The organism is Brevibacterium sp. ZH18, assembly GCF_022748595.1.
GTDB lineage: Bacteria > Actinomycetota > Actinomycetes > Actinomycetales > Brevibacteriaceae > Brevibacterium.
The window spans coordinates 16,077-33,633 of sequence record NZ_JALDSX010000005.1 but is presented as its reverse complement, the minus strand read 5'-3'; the positions used below and the strand labels follow the sequence as shown (position 1 = coordinate 33,633).

At 63.1% G+C, this 17,557-nt stretch carries 12 protein-coding genes; 1 reads left to right on the top strand and 11 read right to left on the bottom strand.

All coding sequences use genetic code 11. From position 1 onward, the window contains the following. Positions 1–12: 12 nt before the first annotated feature. From tpiA to MPN20_RS03140, 9 genes are all read right to left on the bottom strand, one after another. Positions 13–798: a triose-phosphate isomerase gene (gene tpiA / locus MPN20_RS03180; RefSeq protein WP_242779439.1), complete on the bottom strand. Its 786-nt coding sequence runs from the start codon at positions 796–798 to the stop codon at positions 13–15. Between the two features lie 14 nt (positions 799–812). Further along, positions 813–2,057 (bottom strand): phosphoglycerate kinase, encoded by a 1,245-nt coding sequence (locus MPN20_RS03175; RefSeq protein WP_242779436.1) that lies wholly within the window; start codon positions 2,055–2,057, stop codon positions 813–815. Then, entirely contained in the window at positions 2,054–3,055 is a 1,002-nt protein-coding gene (gap, locus tag MPN20_RS03170; protein WP_242779433.1) for a type I glyceraldehyde-3-phosphate dehydrogenase, read from the bottom strand. The genes MPN20_RS03175 and gap overlap by 4 nt, the downstream gene beginning before the upstream one ends. 9 nt (positions 3,056–3,064) lie before the next feature. After that, entirely contained in the window at positions 3,065–4,048 is a 984-nt protein-coding gene (whiA, locus tag MPN20_RS03165; RefSeq protein ID WP_242779430.1) for a DNA-binding protein WhiA, read from the bottom strand. Between the two features lie 26 nt (positions 4,049–4,074). Further along, positions 4,075–5,070: a uridine diphosphate-N-acetylglucosamine-binding protein YvcK gene (yvcK, locus tag MPN20_RS03160; RefSeq protein WP_242779427.1), complete on the bottom strand. Its 996-nt coding sequence runs from the start codon at positions 5,068–5,070 to the stop codon at positions 4,075–4,077. 1 nt (position 5,071) lies between these two features. After that, positions 5,072–5,968, bottom strand: coding sequence for an RNase adapter RapZ (gene rapZ, locus MPN20_RS03155; protein WP_242779425.1), 897 nt, complete (start codon positions 5,966–5,968; stop codon positions 5,072–5,074). Positions 5,969–6,110: 142 nt separating this feature from the next. After that, a complete protein-coding gene (uvrC, locus tag MPN20_RS03150; protein WP_242779422.1) occupies positions 6,111–7,973 on the bottom strand; it encodes an excinuclease ABC subunit UvrC in 1,863 nt (620 codons plus the stop codon). Beyond that, positions 7,966–10,845, bottom strand: coding sequence for an excinuclease ABC subunit UvrA (gene uvrA, locus MPN20_RS03145; RefSeq protein WP_242779419.1), 2,880 nt, complete (start codon positions 10,843–10,845; stop codon positions 7,966–7,968). Before uvrA ends, uvrC begins: the two co-directional genes overlap by 8 nt. A gap of 15 nt (positions 10,846–10,860) precedes the next feature. After that, a complete protein-coding gene (locus MPN20_RS03140; RefSeq protein ID WP_242779416.1) occupies positions 10,861–13,386 on the bottom strand; it encodes a DUF3516 domain-containing protein in 2,526 nt (841 codons plus the stop codon). Positions 13,387–13,452: 66 nt separating this feature from the next. Here MPN20_RS03140 and MPN20_RS03135 point away from each other — a divergent pair, with 66 nt between their 5' ends. Continuing rightward, a complete protein-coding gene (locus tag MPN20_RS03135; protein WP_242779413.1) occupies positions 13,453–13,743 on the top strand; it encodes a YciI family protein in 291 nt (96 codons plus the stop codon). Positions 13,744–13,939: 196 nt separating this feature from the next. On the opposite strand, the gene MPN20_RS03130 is transcribed toward MPN20_RS03135, so the two are convergent. Both MPN20_RS03130 and uvrB read right to left on the bottom strand, forming a co-directional pair. Further along, positions 13,940–15,112 carry a TerC family protein gene (locus tag MPN20_RS03130; RefSeq protein WP_242779410.1) on the bottom strand — a complete coding sequence of 391 codons (1,173 nt, stop codon included), beginning with the start codon at positions 15,110–15,112 and terminating at the stop codon, positions 13,940–13,942. 269 nt (positions 15,113–15,381) lie between these two features. After that, positions 15,382–17,526: an excinuclease ABC subunit UvrB gene (gene uvrB / locus MPN20_RS03125; RefSeq protein ID WP_242779407.1), complete on the bottom strand. Its 2,145-nt coding sequence runs from the start codon at positions 17,524–17,526 to the stop codon at positions 15,382–15,384. Between the last annotated feature and the right edge of the window lie 31 nt (positions 17,527–17,557).

The following is a 17,557-nucleotide window of genomic DNA, read 5'->3' as shown; positions in this document are numbered from 1 at the left end:
TTGGTGATCAGTCTACTTCGCGACGGCGGCCTTGCACAAAGCGGCGAAGTCGGGCCCGCTCAAGCTGGCTCCACCCACGAGAGCTCCGTCGACGTCATCGGATCCCAGGATCTCGGCGACGTTGTCGGTCTTCACCGAACCACCGTAGAGGATCCGCGTCGATGCAGCCAGTGGCGAGCCGTACTTCTCGTCGAGGCGTGCACGGATCGCTGTTGCCATCTCTGCGGCGTCTGCGGCGGTGGCGGTCTCCCCCGTGCCGATGGCCCAGACGGGTTCGTAGGCGATGACGATGCCTTCGAGGGCTGCGGCGTCGAAACCTGCCAGTGATTCGTCCAGCTGATTCAGGGTGAAGTCCACGTGGGTCTTCTCCTGACGCTGTTCGAGGGACTCGCCGATGCACAGGATGGGTGTGATCTCCTGGGCCAGCGCCGCCTTGATCTTGGCGGCGACGAGGTCATTCGTCTCGTGGTTGTCAGCCCGGCGTTCGCTGTGGCCGACGACGACGTAGGTGCAGCCGAGGCGCGACAGGAACGACGCTGCGATCTCACCAGTGTGGGCACCGGGTGCGTGACGGGAGACGTCCTGGGCTCCGTAGCGCAGCCACAGTTTGTCACCCTGGATGAGCGTCTGCACCGAACGGATGTCGGTGAACGGCGGGATCACGACGACTTCACACTGAGACTCGTCGAGCTTGGCGTCCTCGAGGGCCCAGGCGAGCTTTTGCACGGTGGATATCGCCTCGAGATGGTCGTGGTTCATCTTCCAGTTGCCGGCCAGGAGCAGGGTGCGGTCGCTCATTGTCGTCTTCTTCCTCACGCGAGTGCTTCGAGTCCGGGCAGCGTCTTGCCCTCGAGGTATTCGAGGCTGGCGCCACCGCCGGTGGAGATGTGGCCAAACTGATCGTCGGAGAATCCCAGTGTGCGCACTGCAGCAGCCGAGTCCCCGCCGCCGACGACAGTCAGCCGATCATTGCGCTCCGAAGTGCCGGAGTCGCCAGTGTCGTCGTTCGAACCGTTCGTCAGTGCTGCTGCGACAGCCTTCGTCCCTGCAGCGAATGCCTGGAACTCGAAGACGCCCATGGGGCCGTTCCAGAACACCGTGGTCGAGTCGGCGATGACTTTCGCGTAGGCCACGGCGGAGTCCGGGCCGATGTCGAGTCCGAGCCCGTCGGCACCGGCCGGTGTCGATTCGAGATCGGCGATCGGGCGCACCCAGTTCTCGGCGTCGGGCGCGAATGAGGCGGCCATGACGATGTCAGTGGGCAGGACGATGCTCGCTCCGCCGCGTTCTGAACGCTCGAGGTACCCTTTGACGTCGTCGATCCGGTCCTTCTCTACGAGGCTCGAACCGATGTCGTGCCCGAGCGCTGCGAGGAATGTGAATACCATTCCGCCGCCGATGAGCAGATTGTCGGCCCTCTCGATGAGGTTGTCGATGACGCCGAGTTTGTCGGAGACCTTCGAACCGCCGAGGACGACGGTGAACGGCGACTGCGGTGAGTTGAGCAGACGATTGCTGACCTCGACTTCGGCTCGGACGAGAGACCCGGCATAGTGCGGAAGCAGAGCGGCGATGTCGAAGACGGAGGCCTGCTTGCGGTGGACGACGCCGAATCCGTCGGAGACGAAGTCGTCGGCGAGGCCCGCCAACTGTGCAGCAAACGCCTGACGCTCGGAATCGTCCTTCGAGGTCTCGCCCGGATTGAAGCGAAGGTTCTCGAGCAGCAGGACCTGGCCATCCGCGAGGTCCGCCGCCTTCGCCTTCGCATCCTCACCGACCGTATCGGTCGCAAACGTCACGTCCCTGCCGATCGCCTCGGCGAGTTCGGGGACGAGCGGTTTCAGGGAGAACGTCGGATCGGGTTCGCCTTTGGGCCGCCCCAGGTGAGACATGACAATCACCTTGGCCCCCGCCTCGGCGAGGGTTCGGATCGTGGTCGCAGACGCGAGGATGCGTCCAGGATCGGTGATCGTGCCCTCGTCCATCGGCACGTTGAGGTCGCTGCGGACGAGAACCGTGTGGTGGGCGAAGATCTGCGGGTCGTCGAAAGTCCTCATTTGTCCCTTTCCCGGAGGATGTAGCTGACCATGTCCTTGAGTCGGTTGGTGTAACCCCATTCGTTGTCGTACCAGGCAACGATCTTGACCTGAGACCCAAGTGCCATCGTGAGCTGGGAATCGACGATCGCCGAGGCGGTGGTGCCGACGATGTCCGTCGAGACCAGGGGTGCAGTGCTGTATTCGAGGTACGGCGACGCGTCAGCGGCTTTCGAGAGGATCTCGTTGACCTCTTCGGTCGTCGCGGTGCGCTTCGGAGTGAAGGTGAAGTCGATGATCGACCCGGCAGGGACGGGGACGCGCACTGCCAGTCCGTCGAGTTTGCCTGCCAAGTGCGGCATGACTTTGCCGACGGTGCGCGCAGCTCCGGTCGTCGTCGGGACGATGTTGATCGCGGCTGCTCGGGCCCGTCGCAGATCGCGGTGGGGGCCGTCGACGAGCATCTGGTCGCCAGTGTAGGCGTGAACGGTGTTGAGCAGCCCGGTTTCGACGCCGATCGCATCGTCGACGGCCTTGACGACCGTGGCCATGCAGTTCGTCGTGCACGAGGCGTTCGAGACGACGGTGTGCGCAGCGGGATCGAAGTCGGCTTCGTTGACGCCCATGACGAACGTCGCGTCGACGTCCTTGCCCGGAGCGGACAGGACGACGGTCTTCACAGATCCCCCGAGGTGGACCTCGGCCTGATCGCGTCGGGTGAACCTGCCGGTGGATTCGACGACGAGTTCGACGTCGTGGGCCGACCAGTCGATCTTTGCGGGATCGGCCTCGCTGAGCACAGCGATGGTCCTGCCGTCGACCGTCAGGGAGTCCTCCCCCGCGTCCACGGTGTGTTCGAACCGCGGCCATACGGAGTCATAGGCAAGCAGATGCGCGAGAGTCGCAGTGTCGGTGAGGTCATTGACGGCGACGACTTCGAGATCGGATGTGGGTTCGAGGGACAGTCGGTACAGGGCTCGACCGATACGGCCGAAGCCGTTGATGGCGATTCGTCTCATGCCTCGATCTTAGCGATCTTCGAGCATTTCCGGGGTCAGGCTTGCTTCGGTGCCGGGAATTCCCAGTTCCTCGGCATGTTTGTCGGCCGTCGACAGGAGACGGCGAATGCGACCGGCCACCGCGTCCTTGGTCATCGGCGGGTCGGCTAGCTGTCCGAGCTCCTCCAGTGACGCCTGTTTGTGGGTCACGCGCAGCTGTCCCGCGTAGCGCAGGTGCTCGGGGACCTCGGGACCGAGGATCTCCAACGCCCTCTCCACCCGGGCTCCGGCGGCGACGGCGGCTCGGGCCGAGCGGCGCAGGTTGGCGTCGTCGAAGTTGGCCAGACGGTTCGCGGTGGCGCGGACCTCACGGCGCATACGACGTTCCTCCCAGACGAGGACGGCGCTGTGTGAGCCCATGCGGGTGAGCAGGGCTGCGATGTCGTCGCCGTCGCGGATGACGACACGGTCGACTCCTCTGACTTCACGGGCCTTCGCGCTCAGACCCAACCGGCGTGCTGCACCGACGAGCGCCAGTGCCGCCTCGGGTCCGGGGCAGGTGACTTCCAGGGCTGAGGAGCGTCCGGGTTCGGTCAGCGAACCGTGGGCGAGGAAGGCTCCGCGCCAGGCGGCTTCGGCGTCGGCGACCGAACCGTTGACGATGGCCGAAGGCAGACCGCGGACCGGACGTCCGCGATTGTCGACGAGACCCGTCTGGCGGGCCAAGGCTCCCCCGTCGCGGGTTACGCGCAGCAGATAACGGTTGGAACGGCGGATTCCGGCGGCATTGATGACGACGATGTCGGCGTACTGGCCGTAGAGGTCTTTGATCTCGCTGCGCAGCCGTTTGGCGGCCTGGGCGGTGTCGAGTTCAGCTTCGAGCACGATGGATCCGTTGACGAGGTGGAGCGCGGAGGAGAAGCGGAAGATCGCTGACACTTCGGCCTTGCGAGCTGAGGTGCGGGTGATCTTGACCCGTGCCAACTCATCCTTGACCTGAGCGGTCAGTGCCATTGTTCGCCCTCCTGCAACTGAAGTTCCTACCACTGCTCGTCCACGCCGATCCCGGCGTCCACCAACATGTCACGGTAACACGCCGCGAGCTTGAGACTGTCATGCTGTCCTGCCCGCCGCGAACGCAGCGGACGGACCCACAATTTGGCGTTGAACATGTCCCGCGCGCGCTGTTCCAGATCAGGCTCCACGCTAGTCGCCGCCTCGTCGACGAGGACGTAGTCGAGCTCGAGGGCAGGTGCATGCTTGTGCAGCGAGACGAGGTGCTCTCCGAGGCTGAGGTCCTTGGTCTCACCGTCGCTCGAGCTGAGGTTCAACGTGAGGGACTTCACCGCGGAGGACTCTTCGATGGCTCTCGCCAGCGAGGGCACGAGCAGGTGCGGCATCACCGATGTGTACCAGGAGCCGGGACCGAGGTTGAGCACATCGGCTTCGGCGACGGCCTCGATCGTCTCCTGGCGGGCCGGAGGAACAGGCGGGTCGAGGCGCACGGTCTCGACATGACCGGCCGTCGAAGCGAGAACGGACTGGCCGCGGACGACCTGGAAGGAGCCGGGAAACTTGACGTCGGCCTCGATCGTCAACGGAATGGACGACATCGGCAAGACGCGACCATGGGCACGCAGGAGCTTGGCCATCCAGTCGAGCCCGGCCACATGGTCACCGTGGATCTGCCACAGCGCAGCGATGAGCAGGTTGCCCACCGCATGTCCGCTGAGCTCACCGTCGGAGTCGAAGCGATGCTGGATCACATCGCGCCAGGTCTGGCCCCAGATGCCGTCATCGCACAGGGCGGCCAAGGCCATGCGCAGGTCACCAGGAGGCAGTCCTCCGAGTTCATCGCGCAGTCGTCCCGACGACCCGCCGTCATCGGCGACGGTGACGACAGCGGTCAGCGATTCAGTGAGCAGACGGAATGCGCGCAGGGCGGAGTAGAGACCGTGACCGCCCCCGAAGGAGACGATGTTCGGACCTTTGTCCTTGGCTCCCGGAATGATCTGCGGCAGCTCTTCAGTCTCCATGTCATTCTCTCCCCAGGTCGCGGTGTCGCACGGTGACCGGAATTCCGGTCTGTGCGGCCAGGCTCTTGGCGACGCGTTCGCTGATAGCCACGGAGCGATGCTTCCCACCGGTACAGCCGATGCCGATCATCGCGTAGCCGCGGCCTTCGTGGAGGTAGCCCTGCGCGACAGTCGAGAGGGTGGCGGTATAGCGTTCGATGAATTCCTCGGCACCGTTTTGAGCGAGCACGAAGTCTGCGACATCGGAGTCGAGACCGTTGTGTCCGCGCAGGTGCGGAATCCAGTAGGGGTTGGGCAGGAAGCGCACGTCGGCGATGTGGTCGGCGTCCTTCGGCAGTCCGTACTTGAACCCGAAGCTCATCACGGTCAGCCGGAGCAGAGGGGCGTCTTCGCTGCTGAAGCGTTTACGCACCTGGGAGGAGAGCTGGTGGACGTTGAGGTCGGTGGTGTCAATGATGATGTCGGCACGGTGTTTGAGGGAGGCGAGGAGTGTGCGTTCGGATTCGATTCCCTCAAGCAGCGTCCCCTCAGCCTGGAGCGGGTGTGGTCTGCGAGTGGACTCGAAGCGCCTGACGAGCACCTCATCTCCGGCATCGAGGAAGAGGATGCGCAGCGACAGACCCTGATCGACGAAGTCCCCGATCGTGTCTTCAAGCTCTGTGTACTTCGCACGACCCTTCGAATCGGTGACGATCGCGATCTTGGGCACAGCGCCGTCGGCTCGAGCGACGAGTTCGACGAGCGGGCGCATCATCTGCGGGGGCAGATTGTCGACGACGTACCAATCCATGTCCTCGAGCACATTGGCCACGGTGGTTCGGCCCGCTCCGGACATTCCCGTCACGAGGACGACCTCGATGGGACGGTCGGAACCGTTCGATTCGGCCTGCGTACTCACGCGTCCTCCTTGGGGATCGGTCTGGGAGACTGCTCTGGAGCACTACTCTAGATCAGTTCGGCGACTGTCGAGCAGTCGGAAGGATTCGGGGCAGGCGTTCAGGCACCTGGCACGCAATACCTGGACTCCCGTTTCCGAGGCCTCAGTCCTCGAGAGCTGCGGCGATCTTCTCGGCCAGGGCCGGTCCGATACCCTGCACTTCGCAGAGGTCGTCGATGCTGGCGGCTCTGACCTTCTTGACAGAGCCGAAGTGGCGCAGCAGCGCTGTCCGCTTGGACTCTCCCAGCCCTGAGATGTCGTCGAGCACGGAACTCGTCATCGCCTTCGCCCGCTTCGAGCGGTGGTAGCTGATGGCGAAACGGTGCGCCTCGTCACGGAGCCGCTGCATGAGGAACAGACCCTCGGAGTTCCGCGGGAGGATGACTGGGAACGGATCGTCGGGGACCCAGACCTCTTCCAACCGCTTGGCCAGTCCGACGACCGAGATGTCGATGATGCCCAGATCGCTCAGGGCCCGAGTCGCCGCAGCGACCTGCGGGCCGGCCCCGTCGACGACGAGCAGGCTGGGCCGGTAGCCGAAGCGGTCGTCCGGTTCGTCGGAACTCATCTGCTCGAGGTAACGGCTGAAGCGGCGGGATACCACGTCGTACATGGACGCCGTGTCATCGGTGGCGGCTTCCCCGTGGATTGCGAAATGGCGGTAGTCGCGCTTCTTCACGAGCCCGTCTTCGAAGACCACGAGCGATGCGACGACATTCGAACCCTGCGTGTGGGAGATGTCGATGCACTCGATGCGCAGAGGCGCTTCCGGCAGAGACAGGTACTCCTGGATTTCCTTGAGCGCCGTGCTGCGGGTCGTGAGGTCGGAGGACCGTTTGAGCTTGTGCTGGAGGAGCGCTTCCTTCGCGTTCTTCGTCACAGTCTCGAGGACGGCCTTCTTCTCTCCCCGTTCGGGGACTCTGACCGCGACCTTCGATCCGCCGCGTTGTTCACTCAGCCAGCTCTCGAGGGATTCGAGATCCGCCGGAAGCGTATCGACGAGGATCTCCCTCGGTATCGCGTCTGCGTCAAGCCCCGTGTACGCCTGTCGGAGGTAGTCCGTGGTCAGCTCCGCGGGGCTGTGATCGTCGGAGCGTTCGATGATCCAGCCACGCTGACCGCGGATGCGGCCCTGGCGGACGTGAAAGACCTGAACCGAGGCTTCGAGCTCCTCGGTGACGAGCGCGAACACGTCGCAGTCAGCGTTGACCGAGAGGACAACGGCCGACTTGTCGAGGACCTTCTGCAGTGCGGCGATCTCGTCGCGCAGCCGAGCCGCCCGCTCGTAGTCGAGTTCAGCCGCCGCGGCAGCCATCTCCTTCTGCCGGTAGCTGATGAAGCGTCCCGTATTGCCGGACATGAAGTCGGAGATGCTGCGGGCAAGGTCACGATGCTCATTGATGCTGATCTGACCGACGCAGGGGGCCGCGCATTTGTCGATGTAGCCGAGCAGGCACGGGCGGCCGCTGCGTTCAGCCCGTCGGAACACACCTGCCGTGCACGTGCGCATCGGGAAGGCTTTGAGCAGCAGGTCGAGGGTGTCCTTGATCGCCCACACCTGAGCGAACGGCCCGAAGTACTTCACGCCTTTGCGACGTTTCCCGCGGGTGATGAAGGCGCGGGGTACTTCGTCGTTCATCGTGATCGCAAGATACGGGTACGACTTGTCGTCGCGGAACATGACGTTGAACCGCGGGTTGAACTCGTTGATCCACGTCCACTCGAGCTGCAGAGCCTCGACCTCGGTGTCGACGACGGTCCACTCCACCGAAGCGGCAGTGTGGACCATGGTCGAGGTCCTCGGGTGCAGCTGGGCTGGATTCGAGAAGTACGAGTTGAGTCGATTGCGGAGGTTCTTCGCCTTGCCGACATAGATCACCCGACGGTCGGGGTCTCGGAATTTGTAGACCCCGGGCGAGGTCGGGATGCTGCCCGTCGCCGGGCGGTAGCTTGCTGGGTCAGCCATCGAGCATCGCTTTGAGGAAACGCCCGGTATGGCTTGCCGGGTTGTTCGCAACCTCCTCAGGGGTGCCCTGGGCGATGACCTGTCCACCGCCCCGTCCGCCTTCGGGACCGAGGTCGATGACGTGATCGGCGTTGCCGATGACGTCGAGGTTGTGTTCGATGACGATGACAGTGTTGCCCTTGTCGACGAGCCCCTGCAGGACGTGCAGCAGCTTCGAGATGTCTTCGAAGTGCAGACCGGTGGTCGGTTCGTCGAGGACGTAGACGGTCCGGCCGCGGGAGCGCTTCTGGAGTTCGGCTGCGAGCTTGACACGTTGAGCCTCACCACCGGAGAGCGTGGTCGCGGGCTGACCCAGTCGGACGTAGCCCAGCCCCACCTCGACGAGGGTGTTGAGGTGCCGCGCGATCGCAGGGATCGCAGCGAAGAACTCGGCGCCCTCTTCGATGGGCATCTGCAGCACCTCGGCGATGGACTTGCCCTTGAACGTGACTTCCAAGGTCTCCCTGTTGTACCTCGCTCCCCCGCAGACCTCGCAGGTGACGTAGACGTCGGGCAGGAAGTTCATCTCGATCTTGATCGTGCCGTCGCCGCTGCAGTTCTCACAGCGACCGCCCTTGACGTTGAACGAGAACCGGCCCGGTTGGTAGCCGCGGACCTTCGCAGATTCGGTCTCCGCGAACAGACGGCGGATGCGATCGAAGACGCCGGTGTAGGTGGCCGGGTTCGAGCGCGGGGTACGGCCGATAGGCGACTGGTCGACGTGGACGACCTTGTCGAGGTTGTCGAGTCCTGTCACGCGCTTGTGGCGTCCGGGCACTCGCGAAGCACCGTTGAGGACGTTGGCCATCTGCGTGTAGAGGATCTCGTTGACCAGCGTCGACTTGCCGGATCCTGAGACACCGGTGACCGCTGTGAGCACACCGAGCGGGAACGACACCGTGACATTGCGCAGATTGTTCTCCACCGCCTTCTCGACGGTGACGACACGGTCTTTGTCGACCGGACGGCGGGTCGTGGGCACCTGGATCGCGCGACGGCCGGCGAGATAGTCACCGGTGATTGAACGTTCGGCGTCCTTCAGCCCGTCGACCGGGCCCGAATAGATGACCTCGCCCCCGTGTTCGCCGGCGCCGGGACCGATGTCGACGATCCAATCCGCCGAGGCGATGGTGTCCTCGTCGTGCTCGACGACGATGAGCGTATTGCCGAGCTCCTTGAGTTTGATGAGAGTCTCGATGAGTCGACGGTTGTCGCGCTGGTGGAGGCCGATCGAAGGTTCGTCGAGGACGTAGAGCACGCCCACAAGGCCCGAACCGATCTGGGTCGCCAGGCGGATGCGCTGAGCCTCACCGCCGGAGAGCGTGCCTGCTGCCCGGTCGAGGCTGAGGTAGTCGAGGCCGACGTCGAGGAGGAAGCCCAGCCGAGCGTTGATCTCCTTCATCACCTGTGCGGCCACGGCCGCGTCGCGGGGACTCAGATCGAGCTGCGAGAGGAATTCCGCGGCTTCGTCGAGAGCGAGCTCAGCCACGTCGGCGATGGATTTGTCGCCGACCTTGACAGCCAGGATCTCCGGCTTGAGGCGGGTGCCGTTGCAGCTCCCGCACGGGATCTCGCGCATGTAGGACTCATAGCGCTCGCGCGACCAGTCTGACTCGGTCTCATCATGCTTGCGCTGGATGTACTGGTACACGCCTTCGAAACCGGTCGAATAGGTGCGTTCACGTCCGAAGCGGTTCTTGTACTTGACATGGACCTGGTAGTCCTTGCCTGTGAGAACGGCATCCCTGTCGGACTTCTTCAGGTCCTTCCACGCGGTCTTCATGTCGAAGCCGAGTTCGTCACCAAGACCTTTGAGGAGCCGGTTGAAGTACTTGGTTACCTGTTTTCCACCCGACCAGGGAGCGATCGCGCCCTCGCCGAGGCTGAGATCCTCATCGGGCACGACGAGACTCTCATCGACCTGGAGTCGTGTGCCGATGCCGTCACAGGTGGGGCAGGCACCGAAGGGAGAGTTGAATGAGAAGGTGCGCGGTTCGATCTCATCGATCGTCAGCGGGTGCTCGTTCGGGCACGACATGTGCTCGGAGAAGGTGCGAGTCGTCCCCTCGTCGACGAGATCGACGTCGATGCGGCCATCGGCGAGTCCGAGTGCGGTCTCCACGGAGTCGGTCAGTCGCGGGCGCAGACCGGATTTCGCCACCAGCCGGTCGACGACCACGGAGATCGTGTGCTTGTACTGCTTCTCCAAGGTCGGCGGTTCGCTCAGGCTGATCTGCTCGCCGTCGACGATGGCGCGGGAGAACCCCTTCGCCTGCAGGTCGGTGAACAGGTCGACGAATTCGCCTTTACGGGACCGGACGACCGGGGCGAGGACGAGGAATTTGGTCCGCTCCTCGAGCTCGAGGAGCTGATCGACGATCTGCTGCGGGGTCTGTTTCGTGATGACCTCGCCGCAGACAGGACAGTGCGGTACGCCAATCCTGGCCCACAGCAGACGGAGGAAGTCGTACACCTCGGTGATGGTGCCGACTGTCGACCGAGGGTTGCGGGATGTGGATTTCTGATCGATGGAGACCGCAGGAGAGAGACCCTCGATGAAATCGACGTCCGGTTTGTCCATCTGGCCCAGGAACATTCGGGCATAGGAGGACAGCGATTCGACGTAGCGTCGCTGGCCCTCGGCGAAGATCGTGTCGAAGGCCAGGGACGATTTGCCTGAGCCCGACAATCCGGTGAAGACGACCATGGAGTCTCGCGGAAGGGCGATCTCCACATTCTTCAGGTTGTGGGCGCGCGCGCCCTTGACCCACAGGGTATCCAGATGGGACACACCGACCGTCTGCTCAGCCTGTTCGACGCTGTTCGTTTTCATCACCTGTCCACTGTATTACTCGGCACTGACATTGCTGGAACGGGGACTGGCGCTGATCTCTCCGACATGGAGGATTCGGAGCACGATGTCTCCGGCTTCGTCACTGGCGGGAACGTCCACCTCGGCGTCGATCGCCCAGTCCCTGTTGTCATCGGGGTCGGCCAAAGTCTGACGAACGGTCCAGATCTGTGAACCGGTTTCGATCGAGATATATTCCTTGCCCCTGGCTTTGCCGTCGACGAGCAGGTCTCCGTATTCCTCGTAGAAGTCTTCGATCGCATCCTCCCAGGCGGTGGCGCCGAAGCCGCTGTCGGCGTCGAGTCGGCCGAGTTCGCTGTAGTCGGCGCGTTCGGCGAGGAGCACGCGGTGGAACAGGGCGTTGCGCACCTCGGCGGTGAAGACCTTCGTGTTGTCGGAGAACTTGCGGTCGAGGTCCGGCAGCTCTTCGTCTGCGAAGTCCGTCGGCGACAGACCTTGCAGAGTGCGCCATTCGTCGAGCAGGGAGGAATCGGTGCGGGCGATGGTCTCGCCCAACCATTCGATGATCGTCGCCAGTTCGTCGGTCCGGTGATCCGCGGGCACGTTGTGTGTCAGCGCCCGGAATACGTCCGTGAGGTAGCGCAGCAGGCTGCCTTCGACCCTCGCCAGGCTGTAGTAGCTGACGAACTGGGTGAAGCCCATCGCCTGCTCACACATGTCGCGCACGATCGACTTCGGTTCGAAGCCGCCGCCGCGCAGCCACGGGTGGGTTTCGATGAAGTGGTCGAAGGCCGGATCGAGCAGCTCCGCAAGCGGTTTGGGCCCTTCGATCTCGTCGAGGATCGCCATCCGCTCCGGGTATTCGAGGCCTTCGGCCTTGAGCTCGCCCAAGGTGTCGCGTTTGATCCGATCAAGTTGTCCCTTGAGCACGGGGAACGGCACTGAGGTTGTGGCCTCGACGAGGGAGACCACGTCGAGGGCGTAGGTCTCGGAATCTTGGTCGAAGAGTTCGAGCGCGGCGAGCACGAATGGAGCCAGCGGCTGATTGAGCGCGAACTGCGGCCCGAGGTCCGTCGTCGGGACGAGTTCGTCGCCCTTGGACACAATGAGGCCGGCATCGATGAGCGAACGGCCGATGCTCAGCGCGGTCAGCTTGAGGTCGAGGTGGCGTTCACGGCTCTCATGTGTCTTGTCGATGAAGGCGCTGATGGTCGACACATCTGATCCTGGACGGGCGACGAGATTGAGGATCGTCGAGTGGTCGATGCGCATGCGTGGGCGCAGCGACTCCGCCTGGGATTCAATGAGTTTCGTGAAGGTCTCCTCGGACCAGCCGACGAATCCGGCGGGGGCCGCCTTCTTCTTGACCTTTTTCTTCTTCTTGTCCGCGTTGGCGGCCTTGGCCTCGGCCCGGAGATTCTCAATGACGTGTTCGGGCGCCTGAGCGACGACATAGCCGCGGGTGTCGAATCCTGCTCGACCCGCACGTCCTGCCAGCTGCTGGAACTCTCTGACGCTGAGCTTGCGCATCCTGCGACCGTCGAACTTCGTCAGCCCGGTGAGCAGGACGGAGCGGATCGGAACGTTGATGCCCACGCCCAGGGTGTCCGTGCCGGAGATGACGAGCAGAAGGCCTTTGAGTGCCAGCTGTTCGACGAGTCGACGGTATTTGGGGAGCATGCCGGCATGGTGGACGCCGACCCCGTGCTGGAGCAGCTTGCGCAGGTTCTGTCCGAAGCCCTTCGCGAAGGCGAAGCCTTTGATCGCCGCCGCAATCGCCGCCTTTTGCTCCTTCGAAGCGAGATCGATGGAGAGCAGGTTCGTGGCGAGGTCGATGGCGCCGGCCTGAGAGTAGGACACCACGTAGACAGGTGCTTTGTCGTGGCGGACCAATCCCTGCAGGGTGTCCGAGAGAGTTTCGGTCGAATATTCGTATTCGAGTGGGACGGGACGGGTCGCCGAGGTGACGACGGAGCTGTCGCGCCCCGTCGTGTCCTCCATCGTCCGGCAGATCTCTGAGGTGTCTCCGAGCGTGGCCGACATGAGCACGAACTGTGCCTGCGGCATCTCCAGCAGAGGCACCTGCCACGCCCATCCGCGAGAGGGGTCGGCGACGTAGTGGAACTCGTCCATGACCACCATGCCCGCATCGAGCATTCCGCCCTCGCGCAGGGACTGATTGGCCAAGATCTCTGCAGTCGCACAGATCACTGGGGCGTCGCCGTTGACGGTCGAGTCGCCGGTGATCATGCCGACGTTCTCCGGACCGAAGGCGTCGATGAGTGAGAAGAACTTCTCACTCACCAGAGCCTTGAGAGGGGCGGTGTAGTAGGCCCTGATCCCGCGGGTGAAGGACAGATACAGCGCGAACAGTGCCACGAGGGACTTACCTGACCCCGTGGGAGTCGCCATGACTGTATTGTCGCCGGCCAGAATGTCGAGGAAGGCCTCGTCCTGAGCGGGGTACGGTTCGATTCCCAGCTCTTCGCAGTAGCGGCCGAAGGCCTCGTACACTGCGTCTTCATCAGCGAACTCCGCTGGGATCTCCTGCAATCTCGCCACAACTATGCACAGACCTTTCCGTTTAGACTGATGTCCATCCTATTGTTCGAACCTCAGGAGTTTCAGATGCCGGTCTTCACCGTCAACTATGTCTATGGACCCGATACCGACACCCGGATGGAGCACCGTCCTGCGCACCGTGCCTGGCAGGCTGAGCTGCATGAGGCGGGAACCATTCTGGCGTCCGGTCCGCTGGACAATGATCCGGTGCCCGGCGGACTGCTGATCCTCAAGGCAGCGGACAAGGCGGAGATCGCTCGCCATCTGGCCGCCGATCCTTATGCGTCGATCGGTGTCATCGACGAGACGATCGTCCGGGAGTGGACGCCGGTCTTCGGGCCTCTGTCGGCTGACTGACCGAAGTCGGCTGACTGACCGAAGTCGGCTGACTGACCGAAGTCTGCTGAGTGACCGACCTTGCTGCGCGCCGACTGATCGAGGTCTGAGCACCGCACCGATTGCTGTTCGGCCCCGTCGAGTAATCGACGGAGCCGAACTGACAAGTGATGAGCTCACTCGCCGCAGTAACGTGCGCGGCGTCTCGTGCAGGGTCTCATCGTGAACCTGGTTCCCTGCCGGAGCCGGACTCGCTACCGTCCGACGAGTCATCAGAACCTGAGTCGTGTGCGGACCGAGGTGATTCTGGTGCTGCCTCGGACGAAGACATCTGAGTCGCCTCACCTGCAGGGTGTCCCCCGCTGTGGCCGACACCGTCGTGATGAGCTTCGTGTTCGACGGGGCCGTATTTGACGTGCTGGTGGCGGCGCTTCATGACGATGAGGCTCGCGATGGTGGCGACGGCCATGCACCCGACGATGACGATCAGTGAGAGACCGGTCGATATGTCGGGCACCCAGGTCAGCGGCTGACCGTCGTTGATGAACGGCAGATTGTTCTCGTGAGCCGCGTGGAGGATGAGTTTGACGCCGATGAAGGCGAGGATCGCGGCGATGCCGTATTTGAGGTAGATGAGCCGATCGAGCAGTCCTCCGAGCATGAAGTAGAGCTGGCGAAGGCCCATGAGCGCGAAGATGTTGGTGGTGAAGACGATGAACGGGCTCTGGGTGATGCCGAAGATCGCTGGGATCGAGTCGAGGGCGAACATCACATCGGTGGTGCCGATCGCAATGAAGACGAGCAGCATCGGGGTGTAGAACTTCTCCCCCTTGACCGTGGTCTTCAGCTTGTTGCCGTCGAAGTCGTCGGAGATGCTGATCTTGGTCTTAAGCCATTTGACGAAGCGGTTGTCCTCATCGCTTTCATCCTCACTGCCGAACGCCTGGTTCCAGGCGGTCCAGAGGAGGAAGGCACCGAAGATGTAGAACACCGAGATGAACATTTCGATGACGACGGAGCCGGCAAGGATGAAGGCACCGCGGAAGACAAGCGCGATGATGATGCCCACCATGAGGACTTCCTGCTGGTACTGACGAGGCACCTTAAAGCGGGTCATGATGATGACGAAGACGAAGAGATTGTCGATGCTCAGGCTGTATTCGGTCAGCCAACCTGCAAGGAATTGGCTGGCATGTTCGCCATCGGCCATGAAGTACATCGCCACGGCGAACAGCAGTGCAAGAGTGACGTAGAAGGCCACCCACAGGGAGGACTCCCGCATCGAGGGAATGTGAGGTCGTTTGATCACCAGCAGGAGATCGACGACGAGGATGAGGACGAGAACGATGAGTGACCCGGCCTCGAACCATAGGGGCAGTTGCGTTGTCATGGAAGCCTTTCGCGGTTGAACGTGCGCATTCGTCGGCGCACAGCCGTACGTTTCGAAAGTCTCTCCCGCAGACCGGCAGGTCAGCGTCCGAACCCGGATCCATGAGCTGGACCGTGATGACGAGTTCGGAGCTTTTGGGATACTCCCCTCCGACGGCCCAGTTTACACGGACCGCAGTACCGGGACGCGAAGCGGCCTTGTCTGCAGGTCACACCGACACCGGCCGACCCTCCGCGTCGGCGCGACCAGGTGCAGAGGTGCTTCGCCTGTCAGGCGTGCCCCGCCTCCTTCATCTGCCGCAGCTCCTGTTTGAGGTCTGAGAGCTCGTCGCGCAGCCGTCCGGCGAGTTCGAACTGCAGTTCTGCCGCCGCGGCGTGCATCTGCGAGGTCAGAGATTCGATGAGCTCGGTGAGGTCCGCAGCCGGTGGGCGCAGCGAACCGGCCTTGCCTGCGGCCTTGTCCGCAGCCGCGCGCTGTTCATCGGTGAGCGCCGAGTTGTAGCCCCGCTTGCCCTTGCCGTAGTCGAATTCGGTGAGGAGTTCACGGGTGTCGGCGTCTTCACGCTGGAGACGCTCCGTGATGTCCGCGATCTTCTTGACCAAGGGCATCGGGTCGACCCCGTGCTCCTTGTTGTAGGCAACCTGGATCTCACGCCGCCGATCCGTCTCATCGATCGCCTCCCGCATCGAGCGGGTGATGGTGTCCGCATACATGTGGACCTGACCGTGGATATTACGGGCCGCACGTCCGATGGTCTGGATCAGTGAGGTCGCCGAGCGCAGGAAGCCCTCCTTGTCGGCGTCGAGGATCGCGACGAGCGAGACCTCGGGGAGGTCGAGGCCCTCGCGGAGGAGGTTGATTCCCACGAGGACGTCGAACTCGCCGGCTCGCAGCTCGGTCAGGAGCTCCACTCGCCGCAGGGTGTCGACGTCGGAGTGGAGGTATTGCACGCGCACATCGTGTTCGAGCAGGTAGTCCGTGAGGTCTTCGGCCATTTTCTTCGTCAGGGTAGTGACCAGGACGCGCTCATTGGCATCGACCCGGGTTCTGATCTCATCGAGAAGATCGTCGATCTGACCCTTGGTCGGCTTGACGACGATCTCGGGATCGACGAGACCGGTCGGGCGGATGATCTGCTGGACGTACCCGTCCGCCTCGCCGAGTTCGAAGTTTCCGGGCGTGGCCGACAGGTAGACGGCCTGGCCGACGCGTTCACGGAATTCGTTGAACTTCAGCGGCCGGTTGTCCATGGCACTGGGCAGGCGGAATCCGTGCTCGACGAGCGTTCGTTTACGCGACATGTCGCCTTCGTACATTCCGCCGATCTGCGGAACCGTCACGTGGGATTCATCGATGACGAGGAGGAAGTCCTCCGGGAAGTAGTCGAGCAGGCAGTTCGGCGCTGTGCCGGCGGCTCTGCCGTCGATGTGTCGAGAATAGTTCTCGATGCCTGAGGTGAATCCCATCGACTCCATCATCTCGAGGTCATAGGTTGTGCGCATCTTCAGACGCTGCGCCTCGAGAAGTTTGTTCTGCGCTTCGAATTCGCTCAGACGAGTCTGCAGTTCGTCTTCGATCTCGCTGATGGCCCGTCCCATTCGGTCTTCGCCCGCTACGTAATGCGTGGCTGGGAAGACATGGATCGTCTCCTCGTCTCGCACGATCTCACCCGTGAGCGGATGCAGCGTCTGGAGGGACTCGATCTCGTCGCCGAAGAACTCGATGCGCAGAGCCAGTTCCTCGTACTGCGGAATGATCTCGACGGTGTCTCCGCGGACGCGGAAGGTCCCGCGCGTGAACGCCATGTCGTTGCGCGCGTACTGCATGGACACGAATCGTTTGAGAAGTTCGTCCCGGTCGCACTGCTGACCGCGCTGCAGGGTCACCATCCTGTCGACGTACTCCTCCGGGGTGCCCAGACCGTAGATGCACGACACTGTCGAAACCACGACCACATCACGACGGGTGAGCAGGGAGTTCGTCGCAGAGTGCCGCAGACGTTCAACCTCGTCGTTGATCGACGAGTCCTTCTCGATGAAGGTATCGGTCTGGGGCACATAGGCCTCAGGCTGGTAGTAGTCGTAGTAGGAGACGAAGTATTCGACGGCGTTGTTGGGCAGAAGCTGCCGGAACTCGTTGGCCAGCTGTGCGGCCAGCGTCTTGTTCGGAGCCATGATCAGGGTCGGTCTCTGCACCTGCTCGATCAGCCAGGCCGTGGTCGCGGACTTGCCCGTACCGGTCGCACCGAGGAGGACGATGTCACGCTCCCCCTCGTCGAGGCGCTGGGCGATCTCCTTGATGGCAGTGGGCTGATCACCGGAGGGCGAGTATTCGGAGATGACTTCGAACGGGGCGACGGTACGCGTGACATCGGGCCTGTGGCCGATGGCGGGCAGGGGTCGTGCTGAGCTCATAGCTCAACACTAACCCCACCCCCTGACACGA